Annotated in this window: 23 protein-coding genes, 1 tRNA gene and 3 pseudogenes; 15 read left to right on the top strand and 12 right to left on the bottom strand. The window is 66.9% G+C overall.

Annotated elements, in window-relative coordinates; all coding sequences use genetic code 11:
- Positions 1-33: 33 nt before the first annotated feature.
- From trbL to ABLE38_RS15070, 7 genes and pseudogenes are all read left to right on the top strand, one after another.
- Positions 34-1338: a P-type conjugative transfer protein TrbL gene (trbL, locus tag ABLE38_RS15040; protein ID WP_348975042.1), complete on the top strand. Its 1305-nt coding sequence runs from the start codon at positions 34-36 to the stop codon at positions 1336-1338.
- Complete coding sequence (trbF, locus tag ABLE38_RS15045; protein ID WP_348975043.1) at positions 1338-2135, top strand: conjugal transfer protein TrbF; 798 nt, start codon at positions 1338-1340, stop codon at positions 2133-2135. The genes trbL and trbF overlap by 1 nt, the downstream gene beginning before the upstream one ends.
- Positions 2132-3052, top strand: coding sequence for a P-type conjugative transfer protein TrbG (trbG, locus tag ABLE38_RS15050; protein ID WP_348975044.1), 921 nt, complete (start codon positions 2132-2134; stop codon positions 3050-3052). The genes trbF and trbG overlap by 4 nt, the downstream gene beginning before the upstream one ends.
- Positions 3049-4272, top strand: a complete 1224-nt coding sequence (locus ABLE38_RS15055) for a TrbI/VirB10 family protein (RefSeq protein ID WP_348975045.1) — start codon at positions 3049-3051, stop codon at positions 4270-4272. Before trbG ends, ABLE38_RS15055 begins: the two co-directional genes overlap by 4 nt.
- A 1-nt stretch (position 4273) precedes the next feature.
- Complete coding sequence (locus ABLE38_RS15060; protein ID WP_348975046.1) at positions 4274-4501, top strand: DUF2274 domain-containing protein; 228 nt, start codon at positions 4274-4276, stop codon at positions 4499-4501.
- 88 nt (positions 4502-4589) lie between these two features.
- Positions 4590-4772 (top strand): hypothetical protein, encoded by a 183-nt coding sequence (locus ABLE38_RS15065; protein ID WP_348975047.1) that lies wholly within the window; start codon positions 4590-4592, stop codon positions 4770-4772.
- 108 nt (positions 4773-4880) lie between these two features.
- Positions 4881-5852, top strand: a pseudogene (locus ABLE38_RS15070) (recombinase family protein); the annotation flags it as partial.
- A 567-nt stretch (positions 5853-6419) separates the two neighbouring features.
- Here the strand turns inward: ABLE38_RS15070 and ABLE38_RS15075 are convergent.
- The 4 genes from ABLE38_RS15075 to ABLE38_RS15090 form a co-directional block, all read right to left on the bottom strand.
- A tRNA-Trp gene (locus ABLE38_RS15075) sits at positions 6420-6496 on the bottom strand.
- A 62-nt stretch (positions 6497-6558) separates the two neighbouring features.
- Positions 6559-8922: an EAL domain-containing protein gene (locus ABLE38_RS15080; RefSeq protein ID WP_348975048.1), complete on the bottom strand. Its 2364-nt coding sequence runs from the start codon at positions 8920-8922 to the stop codon at positions 6559-6561.
- 88 nt (positions 8923-9010) lie between these two features.
- Positions 9011-9142, bottom strand: a complete 132-nt coding sequence (locus ABLE38_RS15085; RefSeq protein ID WP_348975049.1) for a hypothetical protein — start codon at positions 9140-9142, stop codon at positions 9011-9013.
- A 411-nt stretch (positions 9143-9553) separates the two neighbouring features.
- Entirely contained in the window at positions 9554-11278 is a 1725-nt protein-coding gene (locus ABLE38_RS15090; RefSeq protein ID WP_348975050.1) for a fatty acyl-AMP ligase, read from the bottom strand.
- Positions 11279-11445: 167 nt separating this feature from the next.
- On the opposite strand from ABLE38_RS15090, the gene ABLE38_RS15095 reads away from it, so the two are divergent.
- From ABLE38_RS15095 to ABLE38_RS15115, 5 genes and pseudogenes are all read left to right on the top strand, one after another.
- Entirely contained in the window at positions 11446-11985 is a 540-nt protein-coding gene (locus ABLE38_RS15095) for a RecX family transcriptional regulator (protein ID WP_348975051.1), read from the top strand.
- A 74-nt stretch (positions 11986-12059) separates the two neighbouring features.
- Entirely contained in the window at positions 12060-12644 is a 585-nt protein-coding gene (locus ABLE38_RS15100; protein ID WP_348975052.1) for a cold shock domain-containing protein, read from the top strand.
- 76 nt (positions 12645-12720) lie between these two features.
- A complete protein-coding gene (locus ABLE38_RS15105; protein WP_348975224.1) occupies positions 12721-13128 on the top strand; it encodes a DUF192 domain-containing protein in 408 nt (135 codons plus the stop codon).
- Between the two features lie 62 nt (positions 13129-13190).
- Positions 13191-13583, top strand: a complete 393-nt coding sequence (locus tag ABLE38_RS15110) for an NADH:ubiquinone oxidoreductase subunit NDUFA12 (protein WP_348975053.1) — start codon at positions 13191-13193, stop codon at positions 13581-13583.
- Between the two features lie 200 nt (positions 13584-13783).
- A pseudogene (locus tag ABLE38_RS15115) lies at positions 13784-14017 on the top strand (DUF2155 domain-containing protein); the annotation flags it as partial.
- A gap of 35 nt (positions 14018-14052) precedes the next feature.
- Here ABLE38_RS15115 and aat read toward each other — a convergent pair.
- The 4 genes from aat to ABLE38_RS15135 all read right to left on the bottom strand — a co-directional run bounded on the left by aat (position 14053) and on the right by ABLE38_RS15135 (position 17553).
- The gene (gene aat, locus ABLE38_RS15120; protein ID WP_348975054.1) at positions 14053-14814 is read right to left on the bottom strand and encodes a leucyl/phenylalanyl-tRNA--protein transferase; all 762 of its coding nucleotides are present in this window, start codon (positions 14812-14814) and stop codon (positions 14053-14055) included.
- Positions 14811-15545: a ParA family protein gene (locus tag ABLE38_RS15125; protein WP_348975055.1), complete on the bottom strand. Its 735-nt coding sequence runs from the start codon at positions 15543-15545 to the stop codon at positions 14811-14813. Before ABLE38_RS15125 ends, aat begins: the two co-directional genes overlap by 4 nt.
- Before the next feature lie 90 nt (positions 15546-15635).
- Positions 15636-16016 (bottom strand): hypothetical protein, encoded by a 381-nt coding sequence (locus tag ABLE38_RS15130; protein WP_348975056.1) that lies wholly within the window; start codon positions 16014-16016, stop codon positions 15636-15638.
- A gap of 124 nt (positions 16017-16140) precedes the next feature.
- On the bottom strand, positions 16141-17553 hold the full coding sequence (locus tag ABLE38_RS15135) for a type VI secretion protein ImpB (RefSeq protein WP_348975057.1): 1413 nt from the start codon (positions 17551-17553) through the stop codon (positions 16141-16143).
- A 117-nt stretch (positions 17554-17670) separates the two neighbouring features.
- Between ABLE38_RS15135 and ABLE38_RS15140 the strand changes: the two genes are divergently transcribed.
- Positions 17671-18201: a hypothetical protein gene (locus ABLE38_RS15140; protein WP_348975058.1), complete on the top strand. Its 531-nt coding sequence runs from the start codon at positions 17671-17673 to the stop codon at positions 18199-18201.
- Between the two features lie 52 nt (positions 18202-18253).
- Positions 18254-18548 (top strand): annotated as a pseudogene (locus tag ABLE38_RS15145) (GIY-YIG nuclease family protein).
- Positions 18549-18693: 145 nt separating this feature from the next.
- Here ABLE38_RS15145 and ABLE38_RS15150 read toward each other — a convergent pair.
- On the bottom strand, positions 18694-20292 hold the full coding sequence (locus ABLE38_RS15150; RefSeq protein ID WP_348975059.1) for a VWA domain-containing protein: 1599 nt from the start codon (positions 20290-20292) through the stop codon (positions 18694-18696).
- Positions 20293-20379: 87 nt separating this feature from the next.
- Complete coding sequence (locus ABLE38_RS15155; protein WP_348975060.1) at positions 20380-20877, bottom strand: DNA-deoxyinosine glycosylase; 498 nt, start codon at positions 20875-20877, stop codon at positions 20380-20382.
- A gap of 22 nt (positions 20878-20899) precedes the next feature.
- On the opposite strand from ABLE38_RS15155, the gene ABLE38_RS15160 reads away from it, so the two are divergent.
- Positions 20900-21232 (top strand): DUF962 domain-containing protein, encoded by a 333-nt coding sequence (locus ABLE38_RS15160; protein WP_348975061.1) that lies wholly within the window; start codon positions 20900-20902, stop codon positions 21230-21232.
- Here ABLE38_RS15160 and ABLE38_RS15165 read toward each other — a convergent pair.
- Both ABLE38_RS15165 and ABLE38_RS15170 read right to left on the bottom strand, forming a co-directional pair.
- Positions 21229-21687: an SAM-dependent methyltransferase gene (locus tag ABLE38_RS15165; protein WP_348975062.1), complete on the bottom strand. Its 459-nt coding sequence runs from the start codon at positions 21685-21687 to the stop codon at positions 21229-21231. The two genes, ABLE38_RS15160 and ABLE38_RS15165, sit on opposite strands and share 4 nt — an antisense overlap.
- Positions 21688-21698: 11 nt before the next feature.
- Positions 21699-21902: a hypothetical protein gene (locus ABLE38_RS15170; protein ID WP_348975063.1), complete on the bottom strand. Its 204-nt coding sequence runs from the start codon at positions 21900-21902 to the stop codon at positions 21699-21701.
- Positions 21903-21972 lie beyond the last annotated feature (70 nt).

Raw genomic sequence — 21972 nt, forward strand, 5'->3', positions numbered from 1 at the left:
GGCACCCGTTCCTCCATCTCGAAGGCGCAGCCCGTGCACGACCTCAACGTCATCGATCGCTTCCTGGACACCTTCACCCGCTACATCGACAGCGGGTTCGGGCTGCTCGGGCCGGACGTGGGCTTCCTGACCACGACCCTGATCGGCATCGACATCACGCTGGCCGGGCTGTTCTGGGCGCTGGGCGGCGAGGACAATGTCCTCGGACGTTTTCTCAAGAAGATCCTCTATATCGGCGCGTTCGCCTTCATCCTGAACAGCTTCTCGACGCTGTCCGACATCATCTTTCGGTCTTTCGCACAGGCTGGGCTCACTGCCGGCGGCGGGACCTTCTCGGCGAGCGACCTGCTCAAGCCCGGGCGGCTCGCCGGAATCGGCTTTTCCGCGGCGCATCCGTTGCTCGAACAGATGTCCGATCTGATGGGGTTCATCAGCTTCTTCGAGAATTTCGTGACGATCGCAGTCCTGCTGTTCAGCTGGGCGATCGTCATCGTAACCTTCTTCATCCTTGCGGTGCAGATGTTCGTGACGATCGTCGAGTTCAAGCTGACCTCGCTGGCCGGCTTCATCCTCGTGCCGTTTGCGCTCTGGAACCGCACCAGCTTCCTCGCCGAGCGTGTCCTCGGCAATGTCGTGTCGTCCGGCATCAAGGTGATGGTGCTCGCGGTCATCATCGGCATCGGCTCGAACTTCTTCACCGATTTCACCGACGCGCTCCAGGGTCAGGAGCCCGACATCAACCAGGCGGTCAGCCTGATGCTGGCTTCGCTCACGCTATTCGGCCTCGGCATTTTCGGTCCCGGCATCGCCTCTGGCCTCGTCTCCGGCGCGCCGCAGCTCGGTGCCGGCGCCGCGCTCGGCACGGTCGCCGGCACCGCCGGCATGACGATGCTCGCGGGCGGCGCGACCATGAGTGCCGCGCGCGCGATCGGCGGCGGCGCGCTTGGCGCGGTCCGCGCGGGGACGGCAATGGGGTCTGCCGCATCGACCGCCTACTCGCTGGGCAAGGAAACCGCCTCGAACCCGAGCGTCGGCGCCGGGCTGGGCGGCGTCGCGCAGGCGGCCGGCAATGCCATGCGGGATCGCGCATCGAGTGCGCTCGGCTTGGGCGAGGCTGCGAGCAGCGGCCGGACCGCCGCATGGAACGCGCTCAATCGTTCCGGTCAGGGCAGTTCCTCCGCGCCGGAACAGCAAGGCGAAAATGCGCCGGCCTGGGCGCGGGCCATGCGTGCCGAACAGTCCGGTCGCCACCACCGGCAAGTCGCTGCCCATGCCCTGCAGCAGGGCGATCGCGGCGGCGCATCCGCCACTCCCGACATCAAGGAAAGGGACGACTGATGGTCTTCAAGCGAAGCGTTCAGCGCTATGGACGCACCCCCGAGCCCGAGACGCCGTATCAGCGCGCCGGCCAACTATGGGACGAGCGGATCGGCTCCGCCCGCGTCCAGGCACGCAATTGGCGGCTCATGGCGTTCGGCTGCCTCACCCTCGCGACCGGTCTGTCCGGCGGTCTCGTCTGGCAGTCGATGCAGAGCCGGGTGACGCCCTATGTCGTCGAGGTCGATCGCCTGGGCGAGGCGAGGGCGGTGATGCCGGCTGAGGCCGCGTTCCAGCCCACCGACCCGCAGATCGCTTGGCATCTGGCGCGGTTCATCACCGATGTGCGCTCCATCTCGCTCGATCCGGTGCTGATGCGCCGCGGCTGGCTCGAGGCCTATGACTTCGCGACGCGGCGCGGCGCGCAGTTCCTCGGCGACTATGCGCGATCGGCAGACCCGTTCGCCCAGGTCGGCGAGAAGACGGTCTCTGTGCAGGTGACGAGCGTCGTCCGTGCGTCCGACCGATCCTTTCAGGTGAAGTGGTCAGAGGCCGCATTTGCCCGGGGTTCGCAGACCGGCACCTCGCGCTGGACGGCGATCGTCACCGTGGTCCGGACGCCGCCCGCCAACGCCGATACGCTCCGGAAAAACCCGCTCGGCATCTATGTCGACGCGATCGACTGGAGCCGCGAGCTCGATCCCGCGCCCCCTGCCGCGGCCGCTTCCGCAGCGCCGCCGGCCAATGTTCCGCTCGGATCGCCGCTCGATCCAGGCCTGGCCAACCCCACCCAGCCCCAAAGGGAGATCCAGCCATGAAGTGCTTCCTCACCGCGTCGGCAATTGCGCTGAGCATTGGCGTTGCCAGTGCGCAGTCCACGCCGCCTCCGCCTGTCGCAACGACCGCTGCCCCGACGAAGAGTACTCAAGCGCGCGAACATCGGCCGCGTCATCGCAAGCCGATCGTCGCTCCGGAGGTTGCGCGGGTAGCAATTGCCAATCGCGCCGCGACGCAGGTCCCGCAAGCCACGGGGTTCCTCAACGCCGTCCAGGTCTACGCCTATAGTGAGGGCGCGATCTATCAGGCCTTCACCGCGCCGGGCGTCGTGACCGACATCGTGTTGCAGCCGGGCGAAAACCTCGTGTCGGTCGCGGCAGGCGATACGGTCCGCTGGGTCATCGGCGACACTAGCAGCGGGAGCGGCGCGGACAAGCGGACACATGTCCTGGTAAAGCCCTTCTCGGCCGGCCTAGCCACGAACCTCGTCATCGCCACCGATCGTCGTAGCTACCACGTTCAGCTCAACGCGACCTCCCGGACGGCGATGGCTGCCCTGTCCTGGACCTATCCGGCCGATGCGCTCATCGCCCTGCGTCGGACCGCCGCGGCGGCCGAGGTGGCTGCGCCCGTGGCGCAGGGTCTGACGGTGGAAGACCTACGGTTCAACTATGTCGTCAGCGGCGACCGTGTCGCCTGGCGGCCGACCCGTGCCTTCGACGACGGGCGGCAGACCTTTGTGGAGTTCCCGGCGGCCCTGGCGGTCGGCGAAGCGCCGCCATTGTTCGTCATTGGGGCAACCGGCCAGGCTGAACTCGTCAACTACCGCGTCCGCGGCCGCTTCTATGTCGTCGACCGCATCTTCGAGACCGCCGAACTCCGCCTCGGCACGAAGAAGCAGCAGGTCGTCCGGATCACGCGATCCGTCGGGACCGAGCGCAAGGGGAGGGCATCGTGACCGAAGCCGCTCCCACACCATCGCGCAAGCTCGACCCTGAATCGCTGGTGATCCGCGGGAAGCCGCGGCGGGCGATCCGCTTCCGGCGGGGCGTGATCATCGGCGTTGCTGCCTTCGGCTCCGCGAGCCTGATGACAATCGCCTGGGTCGCGCTCAAGCCGCAGGTGTTCCAGCACGTCGCCAGCCAGGAAGAGCTGTCGCAACCGAACGCGCGCCCGGCGAGCGACGCCTTGAACGGCGTACCGGCGACCTATGGCGATGCGCCGAAACTGGGTCCGCCACTGCCCGGCGATCTCGGCCGGCCGATCCTCGAGCATCGGCGTGCCATGGCGGTCGAGGGCACCTCGGGAACAGGTTTCGATACCGCGGCGCAAGCGGTCCAGGCCGAACGCGAGCGCCTGGCATCGGAACGTAAGGCGGCCCTCCAATCCGGCATCCTCGTATCCGGAAGAGCGGGCGCGACGGTGGGGCCAGCCCAATCACAAGGCGAAGCCGGGTTGGCTGCCGCCGCAGCGCCCCCGTCGGCGGGCACAGCGAAACTGGCAATCGACCCCGCAGCCGACCCAAACGCCCAGCAGCGAAAGACCGATTTCGTCGGTACGCTCGATACGGCTGGCGACCTCAACCCGCACCAGCTGACCGCGGCGCCGTCTCCCTATCTGCTCTCCGCCGGCAGCGTCATCCCGGCCAGCCTCATCACGGGCCTGCGCTCGGACTTGCCGGGCCTGGTGACGGCGCAAGTGACCGAGCGGGTGTACGATAGTCCCACCGGGCATATCCTGCTGATCCCGCAAGGCGCCCGCCTGGTGGGGAGTTACGACAGTGTGGTGGCCTTCGGCCAGAAGCGCGCGCTGATCGTCTGGCAGCGCATCATGCTTCCCGACGGGAGCTCGCTGCGGATCGACAATGTCCCGGCGACGGATGCCTCTGGCTATGCCGGTCTGCAGGACAAAGTCGATTTTCACACATGGACGCTGCTCAAGGGCGTCGTCTTGTCGACCCTGCTCGGCGTGAGCTCCGAACTCGCGTTCACCGGCGACGGCGATCTGGTTGAGGCGATGCGCCGCTCCACCCAGGACAATGTCTCGCGCGCCGGCGACCAGATCACCCAGCGCAATCTCGACATCCAGCCGACGATCACGATACGGCCCGGCGCCCAGGTGCGGCTGATCGTTCACAAGGATCTGGTGCTCGCGCCCTGGCGCGACGGGAGTCGGTGACATGGCCGATCTAAAGCTGGCGAAATTGCCCGATCGCACGCCGATCAAGCTCGCGATTACGGTGACGCCCGACCTGCATCAGGCCCTGGCCGAATATGCGGCGCTCTATTCCGAGACCTACGGCCGTGACGAGCCGGTTGCCGAGCTGGTCCCGGCCATGCTCACCGCGTTTCTCGACAGCGACCGTGAATTCGCCAAGCGGCGACGGGCGCCTTCGGCAGGAAACTGACATGGCGCGGAGGAAGGAAACTCGTCGGCATTGGACGGATCCCGGCCCGATTGAAAACCCCGCCGGTGGGCGTTGTCCTGGTGTCCGAATGCGGTATTCGCGCGCGCTCATCGAGCAGACGATCAAGGTTTGGCAGCCCTATTACCGGACGCCGCTGAGTGAGCAGGATGCCCATGAGATCATCGAGAATATGACGATGTTTGCGGGGGCCCTGATAGGCCTCGGTGGGATGGTGCGCTCGCGCGCCGAAACCTTATCCGAACCGGATTAGTCTCGCCCTTGACGTCTTGCCAATTGCGTCTCCGCGGCCAGACTGGAGAGCGGTCGGCTGTGCCCCCATGCGTGTGCGGCTGGCGATCCTGTCAGCGAGTATGGGTCCATGAAGCGAACTAAATCGAACCGCCGGCAACCGGTGCAGAAGTCAAAGCGTGCCGTCCTATACGCGCGCGTGTCATCGAAGGAACAGGAGCGCGAGGGCTTCTCGGTTGAGTCCCAGATCAAGCTGCTCAGGGCGTATGCGGAGGAGCAAGGCTATAAAATCGTCCGCGAGTACGTCGACGTCGAAACTGCGAAGGCAAGCGGGCGGACCTATTTCGGCGAGATGATTGCATATCTGCGAAGCCATCCGGCGACGGATACCGTCCTCGTCGAAAAGACCGATCGCCTTTACCGCAACCTTCGTGACTGGGTGACGATCGACGATCTCGATCTCAGCATCCACTTCGTGAAGGAGAACATCGTCCTCGCGCCAGAGTCGCGCTCTTCCGAGAAGTTCTTGCACGGCATCAAGGTGCTGATGGCGAAGAACTATATCGACAACCTCTCCGAAGAGGTCCGCAAGGGGATGCTGGAAAAGGCTGAGCAAGGGATTTGGCCGTCGGTGGCGCCGACGGGTTATCGCAACGTCCTCGGCCCGAATGGCAAGCGAGTGATTGAGGTTGAACCCGACACGGGACCGCGCGTGACCCGGCTCTTCGAGTGGTATTCTACCGGCTTGTACTCGCTCAAGCAGGCGGCGGCTCGCGCCCGGGCGGATGGAATGACCTTCCGTGGCAGCGCCAAGCCGATCAGCACCAGCAGCGTCCACAAGATCCTGCGCTCACGCATCTACACTGGCGAGTTCGAATGGATAGGAAAGCGCTATCAGGGCTCGCACGAGCCTTTGGTGTCGATCGAAACCTGGGAACGCGTCCAAGGCGTCCTTGATGGCCGCCACACCGCCCGTGTTCGCGGCATCGAGAAGGACTTTCTCTTCACCGGCATGATCCGATGCGGCCACTGTGGCTGTGCGCTCGTCGGCGACATCAAGAAAGAGAAGTACATTTACTACCGCTGCAGCCACGGGAAGGGGAAGTGTCCTGAGCCGTATGTGCGGGAGGAGGTACTGCTCGAGCAGTTCGGCGACATGCTGGACCGCGTCACTCTATCGTCCGAGATGTTCGAATGGCTCAGGGCCGCGCTCCGGGAGAGCTTCGCGCACGTGCACAAGGAACATGATGACGCGGTCTCACGCCTCCAGACGGAGCGGGAGCGCCTGCGTGAACGCCTGAAGCAGATCTACATCGACAACCTCGACGGCCGTATCGAGGATGAGGTCTATAATGCGCTCACGGTGCAGTTTAGGGATCAGGAACGGAAGGTCGCGAAGGAGCTGGAGAGGCGGCACGACGCCGATTTGAGCTACTTCGACGATGGAATCGCCCTTCTGTCGGTCGCGCGGGATTCGAAGCAGAGGTTCCTAGCGGCCGATTTAGCGGCGAAAAAACACGTGCTTTCGGCAGTACTTTCGAACTGCTCGTTTCGTGATCGACAGCTGTCGGCTGAGTACCGAAAACCCTTTGATATTCTTGTAGAAAAATCGCCGGGTGGCGATGCCGCGGGCAAGCGGACGCGGCGGAAAAAAGGAGAGAGTCCGCAGTGGCAGGGGCGCTCGGATTCGAACCGAGGGCCTTCGGTTTTGGAGACCGACGCTCTAACCAGCTGAGCTACGCCCCTGTGCGGTGGGTGGCTCTAGCGGGGACTGGCAGCCGGGGCAAGCCAGTTCCGCCAGCCTTTTTTCACGCCGCGGCGCTCGCCCCGTCGCGCGGCCGCATCGCCAGCGCGCGGGCTTCCTGCACGGGGAGGGGGCGGCCGAAATAATAGCCCTGCACCTTGGTGCAGCCGAGCTGCTGGACCATGTGGTGCTCCTCCTCGGTCTCGACGCCCTCGGCGGTCGTCGCCATGCCCAGGCTGTCGGCGAGCGCGACCACGGCGCGGATGATCGCGATCGCCTCCTTGGTGCCCTTGGAGGCGCCCTGGACGAAGCTGCGGTCGATCTTGATCGTGCTGAACCTGGTGTGCGCCAGATAGCCGAGCGAGGAATAGCCGGTGCCGAAATCGTCGAGGCTCAGCTTCACGCCGAGCTCGAGCACCTTCTCGAGCACCTGGATCGCCTGGGTGCCCTCGCGCATGAACACGCTCTCGGTCACTTCCAGCTCGAGCCGCTCGGCCGGCATGCCCGATTGCGCCAGCGCTTCCACCACCATGGTGACAAAGGCCGGCGAGTGGAGCTGCTCGGGGCTGACGTTCACCGCCACGCGGATCTGCGAATCCCATTTCGCCGCTTCGGCGCAGGCGGTGCGCAGCACCCATTCGCCGATCGCCGGGATCAGGCGCGCGTCTTCCGCGAGCGGCACGAACTTGGCGGGGGAGACGACGCCGAACTCGGGATGCGTCCAGCGCAGCAGCGCCTCGAAGCCCATCAGCCCGCCGGTGCCGGCATTGACCACCGGCTGGTAGTTCAGGTGCATCTCGCCATTGTCGACCGCGCTGCGCAGCGCGATCTCGAGCACGCGGCGCTCCTCCGCGGCCATGTGGAGCTGCGGCTCGTAGCTGTGATAGGCGCCGCCGCCGGCATCCTTGGAGCGATAGAGCGCCAGGTCGGCCGAGCGGATCAGCATCTCGGCGGTGCGGCCGTCGCGCGGGCCCACGGCGAGGCCGACCGAGGCGCCGATGAACAGCGTGTTCTGGTCGATCTCATAGGGGCGCGAGACCGTGTCGATGATCGCCTGGGCCAGCCGCTCGATCGCCGCGGTATCGGTCGCGTCGCGCACCACCACGGCGAACTCGTCGCCGCCCAGGCGGCCGACCATCTCGTTCTCGCTCATCAGCTGCTTGAGCCGCTCGGAGACGCGCATCAGCAACCGGTCGCCGACCGGATGGCCCAGCGTGTCGTTCACGGCCTTGAAGCGATCGAGGTCGATCATCATGAAGGCGCAGCGCGAGCTCCATTTGTCCGCCTCGGCCATCGCCCGCGCCAGCGTCTCGTTGAGCAGCAGGCGGTTGGGAAGGCCGGTCAGCGTGTCGAAGCGCGCCATCTTGCTGATCTGGTCGGCGGACTTGCGCGCCTCAGTGACGTCCGAGCCGACGCCGCGGAAGCCGATAAAGGCGCCGCCCTCGTCATAGCGTGGGCTGGCGGACATTTCCCACCAGCGCTCCTCGCCATTGACGAATACCGGCAACAGCAGATCGTGGAACGCGTCGCGAGTCTTCAGTTTCTCGGCGAGGTCGCGCAGCCCGGCGGCGAAATTGCCGTCTTCCCAGGCGGGGCCCGCCAGAACCTGGAGGAAGGGCATGCCATTGATCGCCTTGGGATCGACGCCGAGCGATTTGGAGAAGCGCGGATTGGCACGCGCCACGCGGCGCTGCGCGTCGATTTCCCACAGCCAGTCGGCCTCGCCCTCGCGCTCGGTCTCGCGCAGGAGCAGGCTCAGCGTCTCGTCGCGGTCGGCAATGGCGATCTCGCCGGCGCGGATCACCACCAGCGCCTTGCCGCGGGCGAAGGTCGCCATCACCAGCAGCACGGTGAACAGCGCCGCGGCGGCGGCGAGCATCGGCGAGGCGATGGTGGAAAGGGTGAAGACCAGCGCGCCGCCGACGATCGTCACGAAGCTGATCGTGGCGAGCGGCAGCGCGGCCATCGCCACGGCGCTGGCGGTCATCAGCAGCGAGATCACGATCCACAGGCCGAGCGCGGCATTGGCATCGACCGCGTGGCCGAAGGCGAGCGGCGGCACCGACCAGACGGCACCGAGGGCGACTCCGTCGAGCAGCGTGCCGCGTACGTCGCGCAGAGTCGCGGTGACGGCTTCGCGGTGGCGCTTGGCAAGGCGACGAAAGGCGACGGCGGCGGCGACAGCCGCGACGATCGCGCTCCAGCTCGCCAGCTGCCAGATCGGCACCCGCGGGGCGAGGATCATCGTGACGAGCGAGGCGCCGATGACGTTGGCGGCGAGCATGAACAGCGCGAGCTGGCTGCCGGCGTGCAGCTGGGCGGCGCGAATCGGGCCCCAGTCCGTCGCGTCGGCGGGATCGCGCAGGCCAAGCAGCGCTCGCGCATCGATGCGCGGCCGGGCGAACTGTGAGGAAGTCTGATGGGCCACGGTTCTAGATATCTTCCCGACGGTTGATGATTGATTGACACCTGATGCGAAGGCAGCAGCGACAGGCAGCGCTGCTGCCCCGCGAATATTAAAAGATAAATTGTACGAGAGAGTCGAGTTTGCCCAGCGCAATGCTGAGTGCGACACAGATGATCAGTGTCTTGGTGCTCGACGAACTGCGCTCGATCAGCGCAAGAAATTCCCGGAAGTCTTCAAACATGACGAACCCTCCCAAAGAAATGAATTCATAGGGTAGGGCTGTAGCGCCTGGCTAACGGCACCGCCTACCCACGCTAGTTGAGCGTTGAGCATCAGGTCACCATTGTCCAGTTGCGTCGGCGATATCGCACCGACGTCCTTCACACGGACCAGCCGGAAATGCGGCACATTGTCCGTAACGCGGAGTATGTCGCATTTTGGCACATTAAGCAACTTCTTTAACCGAATTGGTGCTTGATAAGAACTGTTCCAATTCCGGCACTTGCGGAAACCGGGCCAATCTCCCTGCCGGGATATTCGCGACGGGGCGCGCATCCGGCACTTCGAGTCGGCCTGAGCCCCGGGGCGCCGAAGTCGCAAAAAAACGGCCGGCAAAGGCCGGCCGTTTTCCAGGTCTGCGGGAGAAAGAGCCTTAGGCGGCGAGCGCGTAGGGCTTGATCTCGCCGTTCAGATAGAGGTTGCGGGCCTTGGCGCGCGAAAGCTTGCCCGAGCTGGTGCGCGGCAGCGTGCGCGGCGGCACGAGCTCGATCACGCAGTTCATGCCGGTCACCGAGCGGACGCGCTCGCGGATCTCGTCGCGCAGGCGCAGGCGCTCGGCCTCGTCCGAGGTGCGGCACTGGACCAGCACCGCCGGCGTCTCCTCGCCGCCCGGGGTGGTGATCGCGAAGGCGGCAACGTCGCCCTGCTTGAACGCCGGCAGCTGCTCCACGGCCCATTCGATATCCTGGGGCCAGTGGTTCTTGCCGTTGATGATGATCATGTCCTTGGCGCGGCCGACGATGTAGATATAGCCGTCCGACATGTAGCCCATGTCGCCGGTATCCAGCCAGCCGTCCTTCAGGCAGGCGTCGGTCGCTTCAGGATCGCGGAAATAGCCGACCATGACCGACGGGCCCTTGCACCAGACCTTGCCGATCGCCTTGTCCGGAAGCGGCGTGCCGTCTTCCTCGCGGATCTCGATCGTCATGTCGCGCGCGGGGACGCCGCAATTGACGATCGCGCGGAAACGCTGGGGGCGGTCGCTGCGCGGGGTGTCGCCGCCCGAAAGCTGGGTTTCCTCGACCAGCTCGACCAGGATGCCTTCGCCCGGCGGCATGATCGAGACGGCGAGGGTGGCTTCCGCCAGGCCGTAGCTCGGCAGGAAGGCGCTGGCCTTGAATCCGGCATCGGCGAACGCGTCGACGAACGACTGCATCACGTCCGGGCGGATCATGTCGGCGCCGTTGCCGGCGACGCGCCAGCGGCTCAGGTCGAAGCGCTCGCTCGCCTTGGTCTGGCTCGACATGCGGCGCGCGCAGATGTCGTAGCCGAAGGTCGGCGAATAGCTGAGCGTCGTGCCCTTGTTGCGGCTGATGAGGTCGAGCCAGGCGAGCGGGCGCCGGGCGAAATCCTCGGTCTTGAGATAGTCGGTCGAAACCTGGTTGGCGACGACCGAGAGCAGGCAGCCGACCAGGCCCATGTCATGATACCAGGGCAGCCAGGAGACGCAGCGATCGCCGTCGCCCACCTTCATGCCGTGGCTGTGCGCCGCCAGGTTGTTGAGCAGCGCATGATGGGTGATCGCCACGCCATGCGGGAAGCGCGTCGAGCCGCTGGAATATTGCAGATAGGCGATGTCGTCGGTCTTCGACTCGGGCAGCGTGGTCTCCACCGCCGCGCGCTGGCCGAACTCGGACCAGTCGATGCCCGGCACGTCATTGGCGCGCGCCGCCTCGGCGCACATCGCGCCGATCTCGGGCGGGTAGATCAGCATCACGGGATCGCAGCTCTGCAGCTGGACGCTGAGCTGGTCGATATAGGACTGGGCGCCGCCGAAGCTCGTCGGCAGCGGCAGCGGCACCGGCCAGGCGCCGGCATAGATGCAGCCGAAGAACAGGCTCGCGAACTCGGTGCCCGTCTCGGCGATCAGCGCGATGCGGTCCTCGGGCTTCACGCCCGCGGCGATCAGGCGCTGGGCCTGCTTCAGCGCATCGTCACGCAGCTCCGCGAACGGATAGGGGCGCGACAGATTGCCGCGCGCATCGTGGAAATTGAGCCCGCGCTTGCCCTGGGAGGCATAGTCGAGCGCTTCGCCGAGCGTTTCGAAATCCGCAAGGCGGCGCGGCAGGCTGTCGTCGGTCGGCGTAGGCGCGAGCATTCCCGCTTCCTTTTCAGCCTCGAGCGATCCCGTAACGTCCAATACCATTCTTTATTCCGTGCCCCTGCGTGGTAGCCAACGTCGTGCCCCCACGACATATTTTGAGGCTAGCCTCTGCTACGCACTGTCGTTCAAAATCGGTTGCCAGTGTGGCACAATCATGGCGCATGACCGCCCCGAGACGCCCCCTGCCACCGCTGAATAGCGCCGATCTGGAGCGTTATGCGCTCCGCTATGTCGAACGTTACGCTACGACAAGGGCCAAACTGGCAGCCTATTTGTCCCGAAAACTGCGCGAACGCGGCTGGGGTGGGGAAAAATCGCCCGATCCCGAGGGCTTGGCCGAGCGGATGGCCGAGCTCGGCTATGTCAACGACCGGCTCTATGCCGAATCCAAGGCCGGGGCGATGGCGCGGCGCGGGCTGGGCGCGCGGCGGGTGCGCCAGGCGCTGCGCTTCGACGGGGTGGGAGAGGGCGATGCCGAGGCCGCGCTGGCCCCGGCGGTCGAGGCGGACGGAGTCGCCAGCGCGCTCGCCTTTGCCCGGCGCAGGCGGATCGGTCCCTATGGCCGCGAGGCGGTGGATCGGCCGGGCCAGGAGAAGCAGATGGCGGCGATGATCCGGGCCGGCCACAGCCCGTCCCTGGCCCGTGCGATCGTCCGCATGATGCCGGGGGATGACCCGGAAGCCACACTGGCCGGTGCTTGAAACGGGCCAGTCACAAAGGCAATTCCATTTATGGAAAATACCATGTTAATGTACGACTTCCGGGGGAACAGGAAATGCGTGCTGACCAACAGGTTGCGCAGAACGACTATATAGACACGCCAAACTTGGACGAGGGGATTGGCGAGGATCGGACGGACGAAGGTCAGGTCTTTGCCGGTGTCGTGAAATGGTTCGACGTAACGCGTGGCTTTGGCTTTCTCGTCGCAGATGACGTCGCCGTGGGCGACATTCTAATCCACTTCACCGTGCTTCAGGATCATGGCCGAAGGTCGCTGCCGGAAGGCGCGCGGGTCGAATGCACGGCAGTCAGGCGCCAGCGGGGGCTGCAGGCGCGCGAGATCATCTCGATCGACCTCAGCCAGGCGGTCGAGGTGCCCAAGCGGCCCGCCGAGCGCATCGACCGGCTGCGGATGATCGATTCCGCCGGGCCGTTCGAGCCGGTGACGGTGAAATGGTTCAATCGCCTCAAGGGCTATGGATTCCTGGTGCGCGACTCCGACTCGGCGGATATATTCGTCCATATGGAGACCTTGCGCCGCGCCGAGATCGAGGAGGTCGAGCCCGGCCAGCCGCTCAGCGCGCGCATCGTCGATGGCGAAAAGGGGCCGCTTGCAGTGGCGGTCGAAAGGACCAGCTGAAACGATGAAGTGCCTATTCGGGTTGGCTGCGGCGCTTGCCGCCGCGCTGTCGTTCGTCTCCGGCCCCGGCCTGGCGATGCCCCTGGCGGCGCAGGTCGCGCCTCGGCTGGCGGTGACGATCGAGAGTGCGAACGGCGCGCACCGCTTCCAGGTCGAGGTTGCCCGCACCGCCGAGCAGCAGGAGCGCGGCTTGATGTTCCGCACCAACATCCCGGCGGACGGCGGCATGCTGTTCGCGCCCTATCCGGCCGATGGCCCGCCGCGCGAGGCGAGTTTCTGGATGAAGAACACGCCGAGCCCGCTCGACATCCTGTTCATCCGCGGCGACGGCACGATCGCCCGCATCGCCGAGAATGCGGTGCCCTTCTCCGAGGATACGCTCAAGTCGGGCGAGCCGGTGGCGGCGGTGCTCGAGGTCAATGCCGGCGTTTCGGCCCGGCTCGGCATCAAGGCCGGCGACAAGGTGCGCTGGGACAAGCGGTGAGGCCAGTCGCGGCAACGCGGTACCTTATTGCCTAGCCCGGCGCTCCCGGCTAATCCGCGGCCATGGGTCTCAATCTCAATCCCTTCACCTGGTGGAACGGCGCCACCTTCGGCACCTGGATGGGCCTGCGCGGCAAGACCCGCGTCGGCGAGGACGATCTGGGCAACGTCTATTACGAGGGCGGGCAAGACCCCAACGGCATCACCCGCCGCTGGGTGATCTACAGCGGCTCCAACGACGCGAGCCGCGTGCCGCCCGAATGGTTCAGCTGGCTCCACCACCAGATCGATTCGGTGCCCGACCAGGCGCTGCCGGCGCCCAAGGCCTGGGAAATCCCGGCCGAACCGAACCTCACCGGCTCGCAGCTCGCCTATCGGCCGAGCGGCGCGCTCGAGAAGGGCGGTCACCGCGCCCGCGCCACCGGCGACTACGAGGCCTGGACCCCCGGGGCATGACGCCACGCGCCGCCGGAGCCGTTGCGGCGGGCATGCTGCTCGCCCTCGGCGCATGCTCGGGCGGCGGCAGCGGCAGTGCCGGCGGCAACAAGGCGGCGTCTGACGAGATCGTCACCACCGGCGACTCGGGCAACCAGGCATCGGACGTGATCACCGTCGACCGCGACGGCAAGGCGATCGAGGATGCCGGCGCGACGCCGATGAACCAGCGCGTCGCCGTGCTCGGCCTGCTCAACAAGCGCAATGGCGAGGCGCACGAGTTCAAGCTCAAGCCCGGCCAGGCAGTGCGGATCGGCGACGTGGTCGTCCGGCTCAAGGCCTGCGACAAGACCGCGCCCTGGGAGCCCGACCAGCTCACCGGCGCCTTCGTCCAGGTCGATGTGCTCGAGCTCGACAAGAAATGGCACCGCGTCCATTCGGGCTGGCTGTTCGCAGAGCGCCCGGCGCTCAACGTCGTCCAGCACCCGATCTACGATGTGTGGCCCAAGAGCTGCGCGATGACCTTCCGGGACAGCGGGCCGGACACGGTGCCGGCGCCCGCCGCCGGCGGCTCGGGCGCCGGATCGGGCAATGCGTCGAGCGCGAAGAAGTCGCCGTCGACCGAAGGCACGCCGAGCGCAAGCCCGGCCGAGGTCTCGCCCAGCGCGCCGCCCAGCAACGCGACATAGTCGTCGCGGGGGATCTCGATCGCGCCCAGCGTGGTCAGGTGTTCGGTGATGAACTGGCAATCGAGCAGCGTGAACCCGCCGGCCTGCAGCCGCGCGACCAGATGCGCGAACGCGACCTTCGAGGCGTTGGGCACGCGGGTCACCATCGACTCGCCGAAGAACGCCCGGCCGAGCGCCAGCCCGTAGAGGCCGCCGGCGAGCCGGTCGCCGTCCCAGCACTCGACCGAATGGGCGAAGCCGCGGCGGTGCAGCTCGAGAAAGACCCGCTCGATCGGGCCGTTGATCCAGGTATCGGGCCGGTCCTCGGCGCTTTCGGCGCAGAGCTCGATGATCTCCTCGAACGCGGCATCGACGGTGAGGCGGAAGCGGCCGGCGCGGATCAGCTTGCGCAGCGAATGCGAGAAGTGGAAGCCGTCCAGCGGCAGCACGCCGCGCTGCTTGGGCTCGACCCAATAGACGCTCGCCGCGTCGCGGTGATCGGCCATCGGGAACACGCCCATCGCATAGGCGCGCAGCACCAGGTCGGGATCGAGTTCCTGCTGGGGCGGCTGGGCCCGGCTCAATGCTTCTTGCCTGCCAGGCGGCGCTCGATCGCCTGCCAGAGCTCGGCGAACGCCTGGGCGCCGGGCGTGCGCGGCGCATAGCTGCCCACCGCGGCGCGGTGCACGCTCATCGCCTCGACGATGCTGGCCATCGGGATCACCGGCCAATCGGGATGCGCGGCGACGGCTTCGGCATGCAGCTTGCGCCGGCGATCGACCATCGAGTGGACCGGCATCAGCGGCACCTTGCCGCCCTTGCGGGCCAGATGCGCCGAGACTTCCTCGAAGGCGCGGGTGGAGAGCGGCGAGGGGATCACCGGCACGACGATCAGGTCCGCGGCGCGCATCACCTGCTCGCTGGTCTCGGTGAGGCCCGGCGGGCAATCGAGCAGCATCCGGTCATAGGCCTTGTCGAGCTCGCCGAGCAGCTTGGCGAGCCGCTTCTTCTTGTCGAGCTCGTGGAAGACCAGGTCGAGGCCGCGCAACGACGCGTCGGCGCCGATCAGGTCGAGCCGCTCGACCCCGGTGTGCTGGATCAGCTTGGCCGGTGCGACGTCCTTGGTGAAGATCGCCTGGGCCTGGTCCCGCGTCTTGCCGTGCGGCTCGACCAGGAAGGTCGAGGCGGCCTGCGGGTCGAGGTCCCAGAGCAGGGTGCGGCGGGACGAGAGCGTGGCCGAGGCCCAGGCGAGGTTCACCGCCAGCGTCGTTTTGCCGACGCCGCCCTTGAGGCTGTAGATTGCGACCGTAGCCACCTGGATTCGCTCCCTTCCGCGATCAGCCTCGCATGAAAAAGGGCCGGCGGGAATGCCCGCCGGCCCTTGTTGAAACTCGATGTGCCGCGATCAGCCGTGGCAGTCGCGCGCGCCCTTGCCCGGGATCTCGATCGTGGCGTTCTTGGCGGTGCCGGTGATCTTGTAGCCGCCGTCGGCGACGAAGGGCTGGCCGGCTTCCGGCGCCTTGAGCATGGTGCCCGGGCCGTCCTTGGTCTGCTTGACCAGGACCTGCTTGCCGCCCTTGTAGAAGTCGGCGAACACGATGCTGTTGTCCTTGCAGCGCATCGACACCGAGGTCTCGATCGACGGCGGCAGCTCGACCTTGGGGGCGTTCTTGAGCGCTTCGGCCTGGGGGTCCGGCGCGGTCGAGGTCACTTCCTCGGGCTTGTTGTTGCAGGCTGCGAGCGAGAGGAGCACAGCGGCGGCGGCAAAAATGGGGGCTTTGTTCATAACGGGCGGGAGCTTTCGTTTACCGGGAAAGAATCGTCAAGCGATTCGTGTTATAGAGTTACATTCGCATGCTGCATCGCAGCATGGCACATGTTTTGTTGCGGATCGGTGACATCCACCGGTGTCACTCATGGAATTCGCTCATTTCCGGGATACGTCCGAACGCGATCTTGGTGCCGACGCGATCGATTCTGCCGCCATGCAGCGGACCCACGGACACGGCGTTGCGCCCGAACTTCTCGTTGATCCGGTCCATCGCGCGGCTGAGCGCCAGCGTGCGCGTCTCGCGGGCGAGCGGATCGTCGGGATCGAGCGCGGCGAACAGCGAGCCTTGCTCGCCCTCGACGCCCTCGATCTCGCACAGCGTGACGCCGACCATGCGCAGGCGGAAACCGCCGGGCCGGCCGCGCCCCGCCTCGGCCAGGCGCGGGAAGAGCTGGTCGAGCGCGTGGAGCACGACGAAGCTGTCCTGCGTGGCGGGCAGCTTGATCGACGCGCGCCAGCCTGACTTGTCGTCCTCGAACTTGCCGTGGAGCACCAGCAACCGGGCGCGATAGCCCTTGCGGCGCAACCGGCTGGCCGCCTTGAGCGCGAGCCGCCGCGCAGTGAGGCGGGTGGGCTCGAGCCCGCGCTTCGAGGGCGAGAGCACATGGCTGTGCCCGATCGTGCGGCTCTGCGTCGGCTTGTCGGGCAGCTCGACGCCGTGGAGCAGATACCAGAGCCGATCGCCATTGACGCCGCCCCAGGCGTTGCCGGCATCGCGCGGTCGCCGCGCGCAATATTGGCGAATGTCGAGGATGCCGTCTTGCGCCAGCCGCTTCTCCATCTTGGCGCCGATGCCGGAGATGTCGCGCAGCCTGAGCCCGAACAGGCATTCGGGAAGCTTCTCCGCGCCGAGCACGACGAGCCCGTCGGGCTTCTGCATGTCCGACGCCAGCTTGGCGAGCAGGCGATTGGGCGCGATGCCGACCGAACTGGTCAGGCAGGACCCGATATTCGCGCGGATGCCCGCCTTGATCCGGTGGGCGAGGGCGATTGCCGCCTCGGTGCCGTTCTCGTTGTCGAGCAGGCGGCACGCGACCTCGTCGATCGAGCAGACATGCGTGACGGGCACGTGCTTCCAGATCTCCGCGACGATCGCCTCGTGGAACGCGACATAGTGCTCGTGCCGTGCGGGGGTGATCAGCAGCTCCCGGCACAGACGCTTGGCTTCCCAGACCGGCGTGCCGGTGGAGATGCCGTATTTCTTGGCCTCGACCGACGCGGCGATGGCGACGGTGGTGTCGCTGTCCACCGGCGCGACGATCACCGGGCGGCCGCGCAGCGCCGGGTTCAGCTGCTGTTCGACGCTGGCGAAATAGGAATTGAGGTCGAGATAGAGCCAGCGCAGCGGCCGGGGCGGAAAGGCGAGGATCGGGGCCGGAAAGTCACAAAGGCCATGACATTCACGCGCGCGAGCCTCGGCGGCGCGCTCCGCCGGATGCGACGGGGCCGCCGCGGCGGGCAATGGGGAGGCAAGGCGACTCGCATCGGGCATCGGGCGGAACAATACAGGAACGATCACGTGTAGGACAGCCGGAATGGGTCGGGAAATGTTTCTGGCGCTTGACCGTTATGGTGCGGTCCGCGCAGGCTCGCGGCGGGAGGATGGTTAATGCGCGCACTCGCCATTGCCGCGTTGCTCGTGCTTTCGGGCTGCGGATCGAAGGAAAAGGCCAAGGAGCAAGAAACAGCCACGCCGGGCCCGACCGGCCCGCACCTGGGCGAAGTGCCGCTCGACCAGCCGCTGCGCGCCACGGACAACGCGCTGACCTGGTCGCTCGAAGTGGCACCGGGATCGATCACCTGGACGCGCTTCGCCGGCCATGCGGCGGAAGGCAGCGTCACGCAGTTCTACCCGGTCTCGCCCAAGGTCGACGACGACAAGGCGGTGTGGACCACCAAGGACACGGCCGGCGCCGCGGTGACGATCACCTTCACCAACGCGCATTGCGTGGAGGGCGGCGACCCGACGATCGAGCGCCCGCTCACCGCCCAGCTGCAGGTGGGCGACAAGGTCTTTCACGGCTGTGCGGGCGCGCGGCCGGCGGACGGGCTGAACACCCAGCCGCTGACGGGCCAGGGGAATGTGGCCGGCAATGCGGGCGATGACGCGGTGGAGAATAGCGTAACGAACGGTCGCTGAGCCGTTAGCCTTTTCCCCGGCGAACGCCGGGGGCCAGACTTGGAGTCTGAAGTTGGAGCTGCGCGGTTATGTCTACATCATGGCGAGTGGGCGCAACGGAACGCTCAATCTCGGTGCGACCAGTGATCTTCCCAGGCGCGCATGGGAACACCGCAATGGCGTCGTCCAAGGCTTCACCAAGAAATATGGCTGCAAGCTGCTCGTCTGGTATCATGCTTTCGAGAGCCTTGAATCCGCGCGGCTGCGTGAAGCAGATGAAGACCTGGAAGCGCCTCTGGAAACTGCGTGAGATCGAGGCGATGAATCCCGATTGGGACGATCTCTACGATCGGATTGCGCTGCCCTAGATCTCAAGTCTGGGCCCCGGCCTTCGCCGGGGAAAAGGAGGGCGGGCGCCTGGGAAGCAGGAAACCGCGGCCCGGCCTCCGGGGGAAAGGCCGGGCCGCGGCGGCCGGCGGCGCCCTAGCTCGCCGCCGGAAGGGGACGAAGCGGCTAGAGCGCCCGGTCTTCTTCGCGGCGCGCCACCGAAGCGGTGCGGGTCTGGGTGTCCGCGAGGTCGACCAGGCGCAGGAACTCGCTGCGCCACCAGGCCTGCTGGCTGAAGCCCCATTGCGCGCCGGCCAGGCGCTTGACGTCGGCATATCCCCATTCGCCGAGCAGGTCGTCGCCGCGCAGCTTCTGCGCGAAGCCGGCCACGGCCACCGCGAAGGCGAGGTCGCCCCTCGGCATCGCGGCGCCGCGCATCAGGCTGGCCTCGACCGGCTGGGTGATCAGCCGCGAGGCACCGCCTTCGGGCAGCTTGTAGCGCAGCCGGACCTGCGCGAGCTCGCCCTTGCCGGCGCCTTCGCCTGCGCTTTCGGGCTGGCGATTGGCGGCGAAATGGCGATCGGGCAGCCAGCCCTTCGCGCCGGCGGGGACGATCTCGTAGATCGCGGTCACCTGGTGCCCGGCGCCGATATCGCCGGCATCCACCTTGTCGTTCTGGAAGTCCTGCTCCTGGAGCGCGCGGTTCTCATAGCCGATCAGGCGATACTGGCTGACCTCGGCGGGGTTGAACTCGACCTGGACCTTCACGTCCTTGGCGATGGTGAACAGGGTCGAGCTCAGCTCGCTGTCGAGCACCTTCCGCGCCTCGTCGATCCCGTCGATATAGGCATAGTTGCCGTTCCCCTTGTCGGCGATCGCCTCCATCATTGCGTCGTTGAGATTGCCCTGGCCGAAGCCGAGCGTGGTGAGGGTGATCCCGTCGTCGCGTTCCTTCTCGATCAACTGCTCGAGCTGCGCCTGGTCGGTGATGCCGACATTGAAGTCGCCATCGGTGGCGAGGATCACGCGGTTGATCCCGTCCGCGCTGAAATTCTTGCGGGCCAGTTCATAGGCGAGCTCGATGCCTTCGCCGCCCGCGGTCGAACCGCCGGCGCTGAGATCATCGAGCGCGGCGCGGACCTCCTCGGGGCGCGAGGTCGGATCGAGGACGACGCCGGCGGCGCCGGAATAGACGACGATCGAGACGTGATCGCCGGCGCGCATATTGTCCGCGACCAGCCCGAGTGCGCGCTTGACCAGCGGCAGCTTGTCGGGGGCGTCCATCGATCCCGAGACATCGACGAGGAAGACGAGATTGGCCGGCGGTCGCTGGGTGCGGCCCAGGTCATAGCCGCGCAGGCCGATGCGGAGCAGCCGCGTCTCCGGATTCCACGGCGTCTGCGCAACGTCGGTGGTGATGCTGAACGGCGCGCCGCGTGTCTCCGGGGCGGGGTAGTCATAGCGGAAATAATTGACCAGCTCCTCGGCGCGGACGGCGTCCCTGGGCGGCATCTGCCCCTGCGTCAGGAAGCGGCGGACATTGGCATAGGATGCGGTGTCGACATCGACCGCGAAGGTGGAGACCGGCGCCTGTGCGACCGCGCGGATCGGCGAGATGTCGTTCTTGGCATAGCGCTCGGCGCCGGGATCGACGGCCGCGGTATCGGCGGCCTCGGCCATTTCCTGCGGGCCCGACGGGTAGCTGGCGGATGTGCCCTCGCGGCTGTTGCAGCCGGCGAGGAGGAGCGCGGGAAGTGCTACGGAAATCAATAGCTTGGCACGCATGCATTCTCTCCTGCCCAAATCTCGCCATAAATGTGGCATGATTGTGGCGGAGTCGGCAAGCGCAAAATTCACAGCGTTTTGATAGGATTATTCGAGCAGCGGCTTGAGCGCCTCCCAATGCGGCAGCTTCTTCTCGAAGCCGATCGTGTGCAGCGGACTTGACGAGGGCAGGGCGATGACGGCGTAGCGCTGGGCTGCCGCGCCGAGCTGCTTCGTGCCGGTCCGGAAGGCGGTGCCGCCGTTGAAGGCGAGCGCGCGCAGCTCGGGCAGGGTGCAGGCGAGCGCGACGATGTCATGCTGCTCGACGTCGCGCAGCGCCGCATCGGTGCTGCCCGTGCGCCGGGCACTGGCGACCACGTCCCACAGCCCGATATACGCGTCGCGCAGGGCCGCCAGGCGATCGGGATAGGCGAGCGCAGTCAGGTCGCGGCCGGCGGCGGGGGAGATCAGCCGCCAGAACTGGTTCTGCGGATGCGCGTAATAGCGCTGCTCCGCCAGCGAGCGTTCGCCGGGGAGCGAGCCGAGGACGAGCAGGCGCGTGCTGGCATCGACGACGGGCGGGAAGCTGTGCTTGCGCGGATCCATGCTGCGGGGTTAGCCTCTCGCCATGGCAGGCACCATCACCCACTATCGCGACTTCTGGCCCTTCTACCTGCGCGAGCATGCGAAGCCGTGGACGCGCGGGATGCACTATGTCGGCACCGTGCTGACCTTGTGGTTCCTGATGCTGGCGCTGGGCGGGGCGGGACTGTGGTGGCTCGTGGGTATCCCGCTGGCGGGCTACGGCTTTGCCTGGGCCGCGCATTTCGGCGTGGAGCACAACCGGCCGGCGACCTTCACCTATCCGCTCTGGTCGCTGGTCTCCGACTATCGCATGTTCTTCCTGTGGTTTGCCGGCAAGCTCGACGCGCATCTGGAGCGCGCCGGCGTGGCCGCCTAGCCATCGGCGAGCACGGTGCCGCCCAGCCGCGCGAGCGCCGCGGCGAGCGGGCTGGCGGGGTAGGGCATCGGTTCGGAGAGGAAGATCAGGTCGGCGGCGCCATCGTGCTCGGCGGCGAGCGCGGCGATCGGCTCGGCGATCTCGAAGGTCAGGCTGGTCGAGGGATGGGCGGCGATCTCCGCCTGCCAGCGCGCGTGGCGGATGCCCGCGGTCCACAGCGACACGCCGTGCCCCTCGACCGCGACGAAGCCCAGTTCGCGCGCCCTGGCGGCGGCGCGCAGCAGGCGGCCGCCATCGGCGCAGTCGAGGTCCAGCATGCGGACCGCGCGGTGGCCATGGTTGCGGAATTCGGCGAGCGCCCGGGCGATGCGTGCGTCGCACGGGCCGTGGCGCGATCCGCCCGGTTCGGTGACGCGGCGCAGCAAGCCGCCGAGCGAGAAATGCGTGGCGAGCATGGTCTCTTCCTTCAATGGCTGAGGATGGAGCGCAGCGGATCGGTGGCGAGCACCATTCGCGATCCGGGAAAGGCGCGGCACTCGCTCAGGGCGAAGCGGATCGCCGCCTCGCGCGAGCGGAACAGGCCTTCGAGCAGGCCATCCGCCTCCTGGACGACCCAGTGGCCGTCGCTGTCCCGGCCGACGCGCAGGATGTGTTCGCAACGCTGGTCCATATGCACTCCTTGGGTAACCGGAGCGCGAGATAGGGGCGCGGGCCGTTAAGCTTCGAGACGAATTTCGGCG

It is taken from the genome of Sphingomonas sp. KR3-1 (genome assembly GCF_040049295.1).
Classification (GTDB): Bacteria; Pseudomonadota; Alphaproteobacteria; order Sphingomonadales; family Sphingomonadaceae; genus Sphingomonas.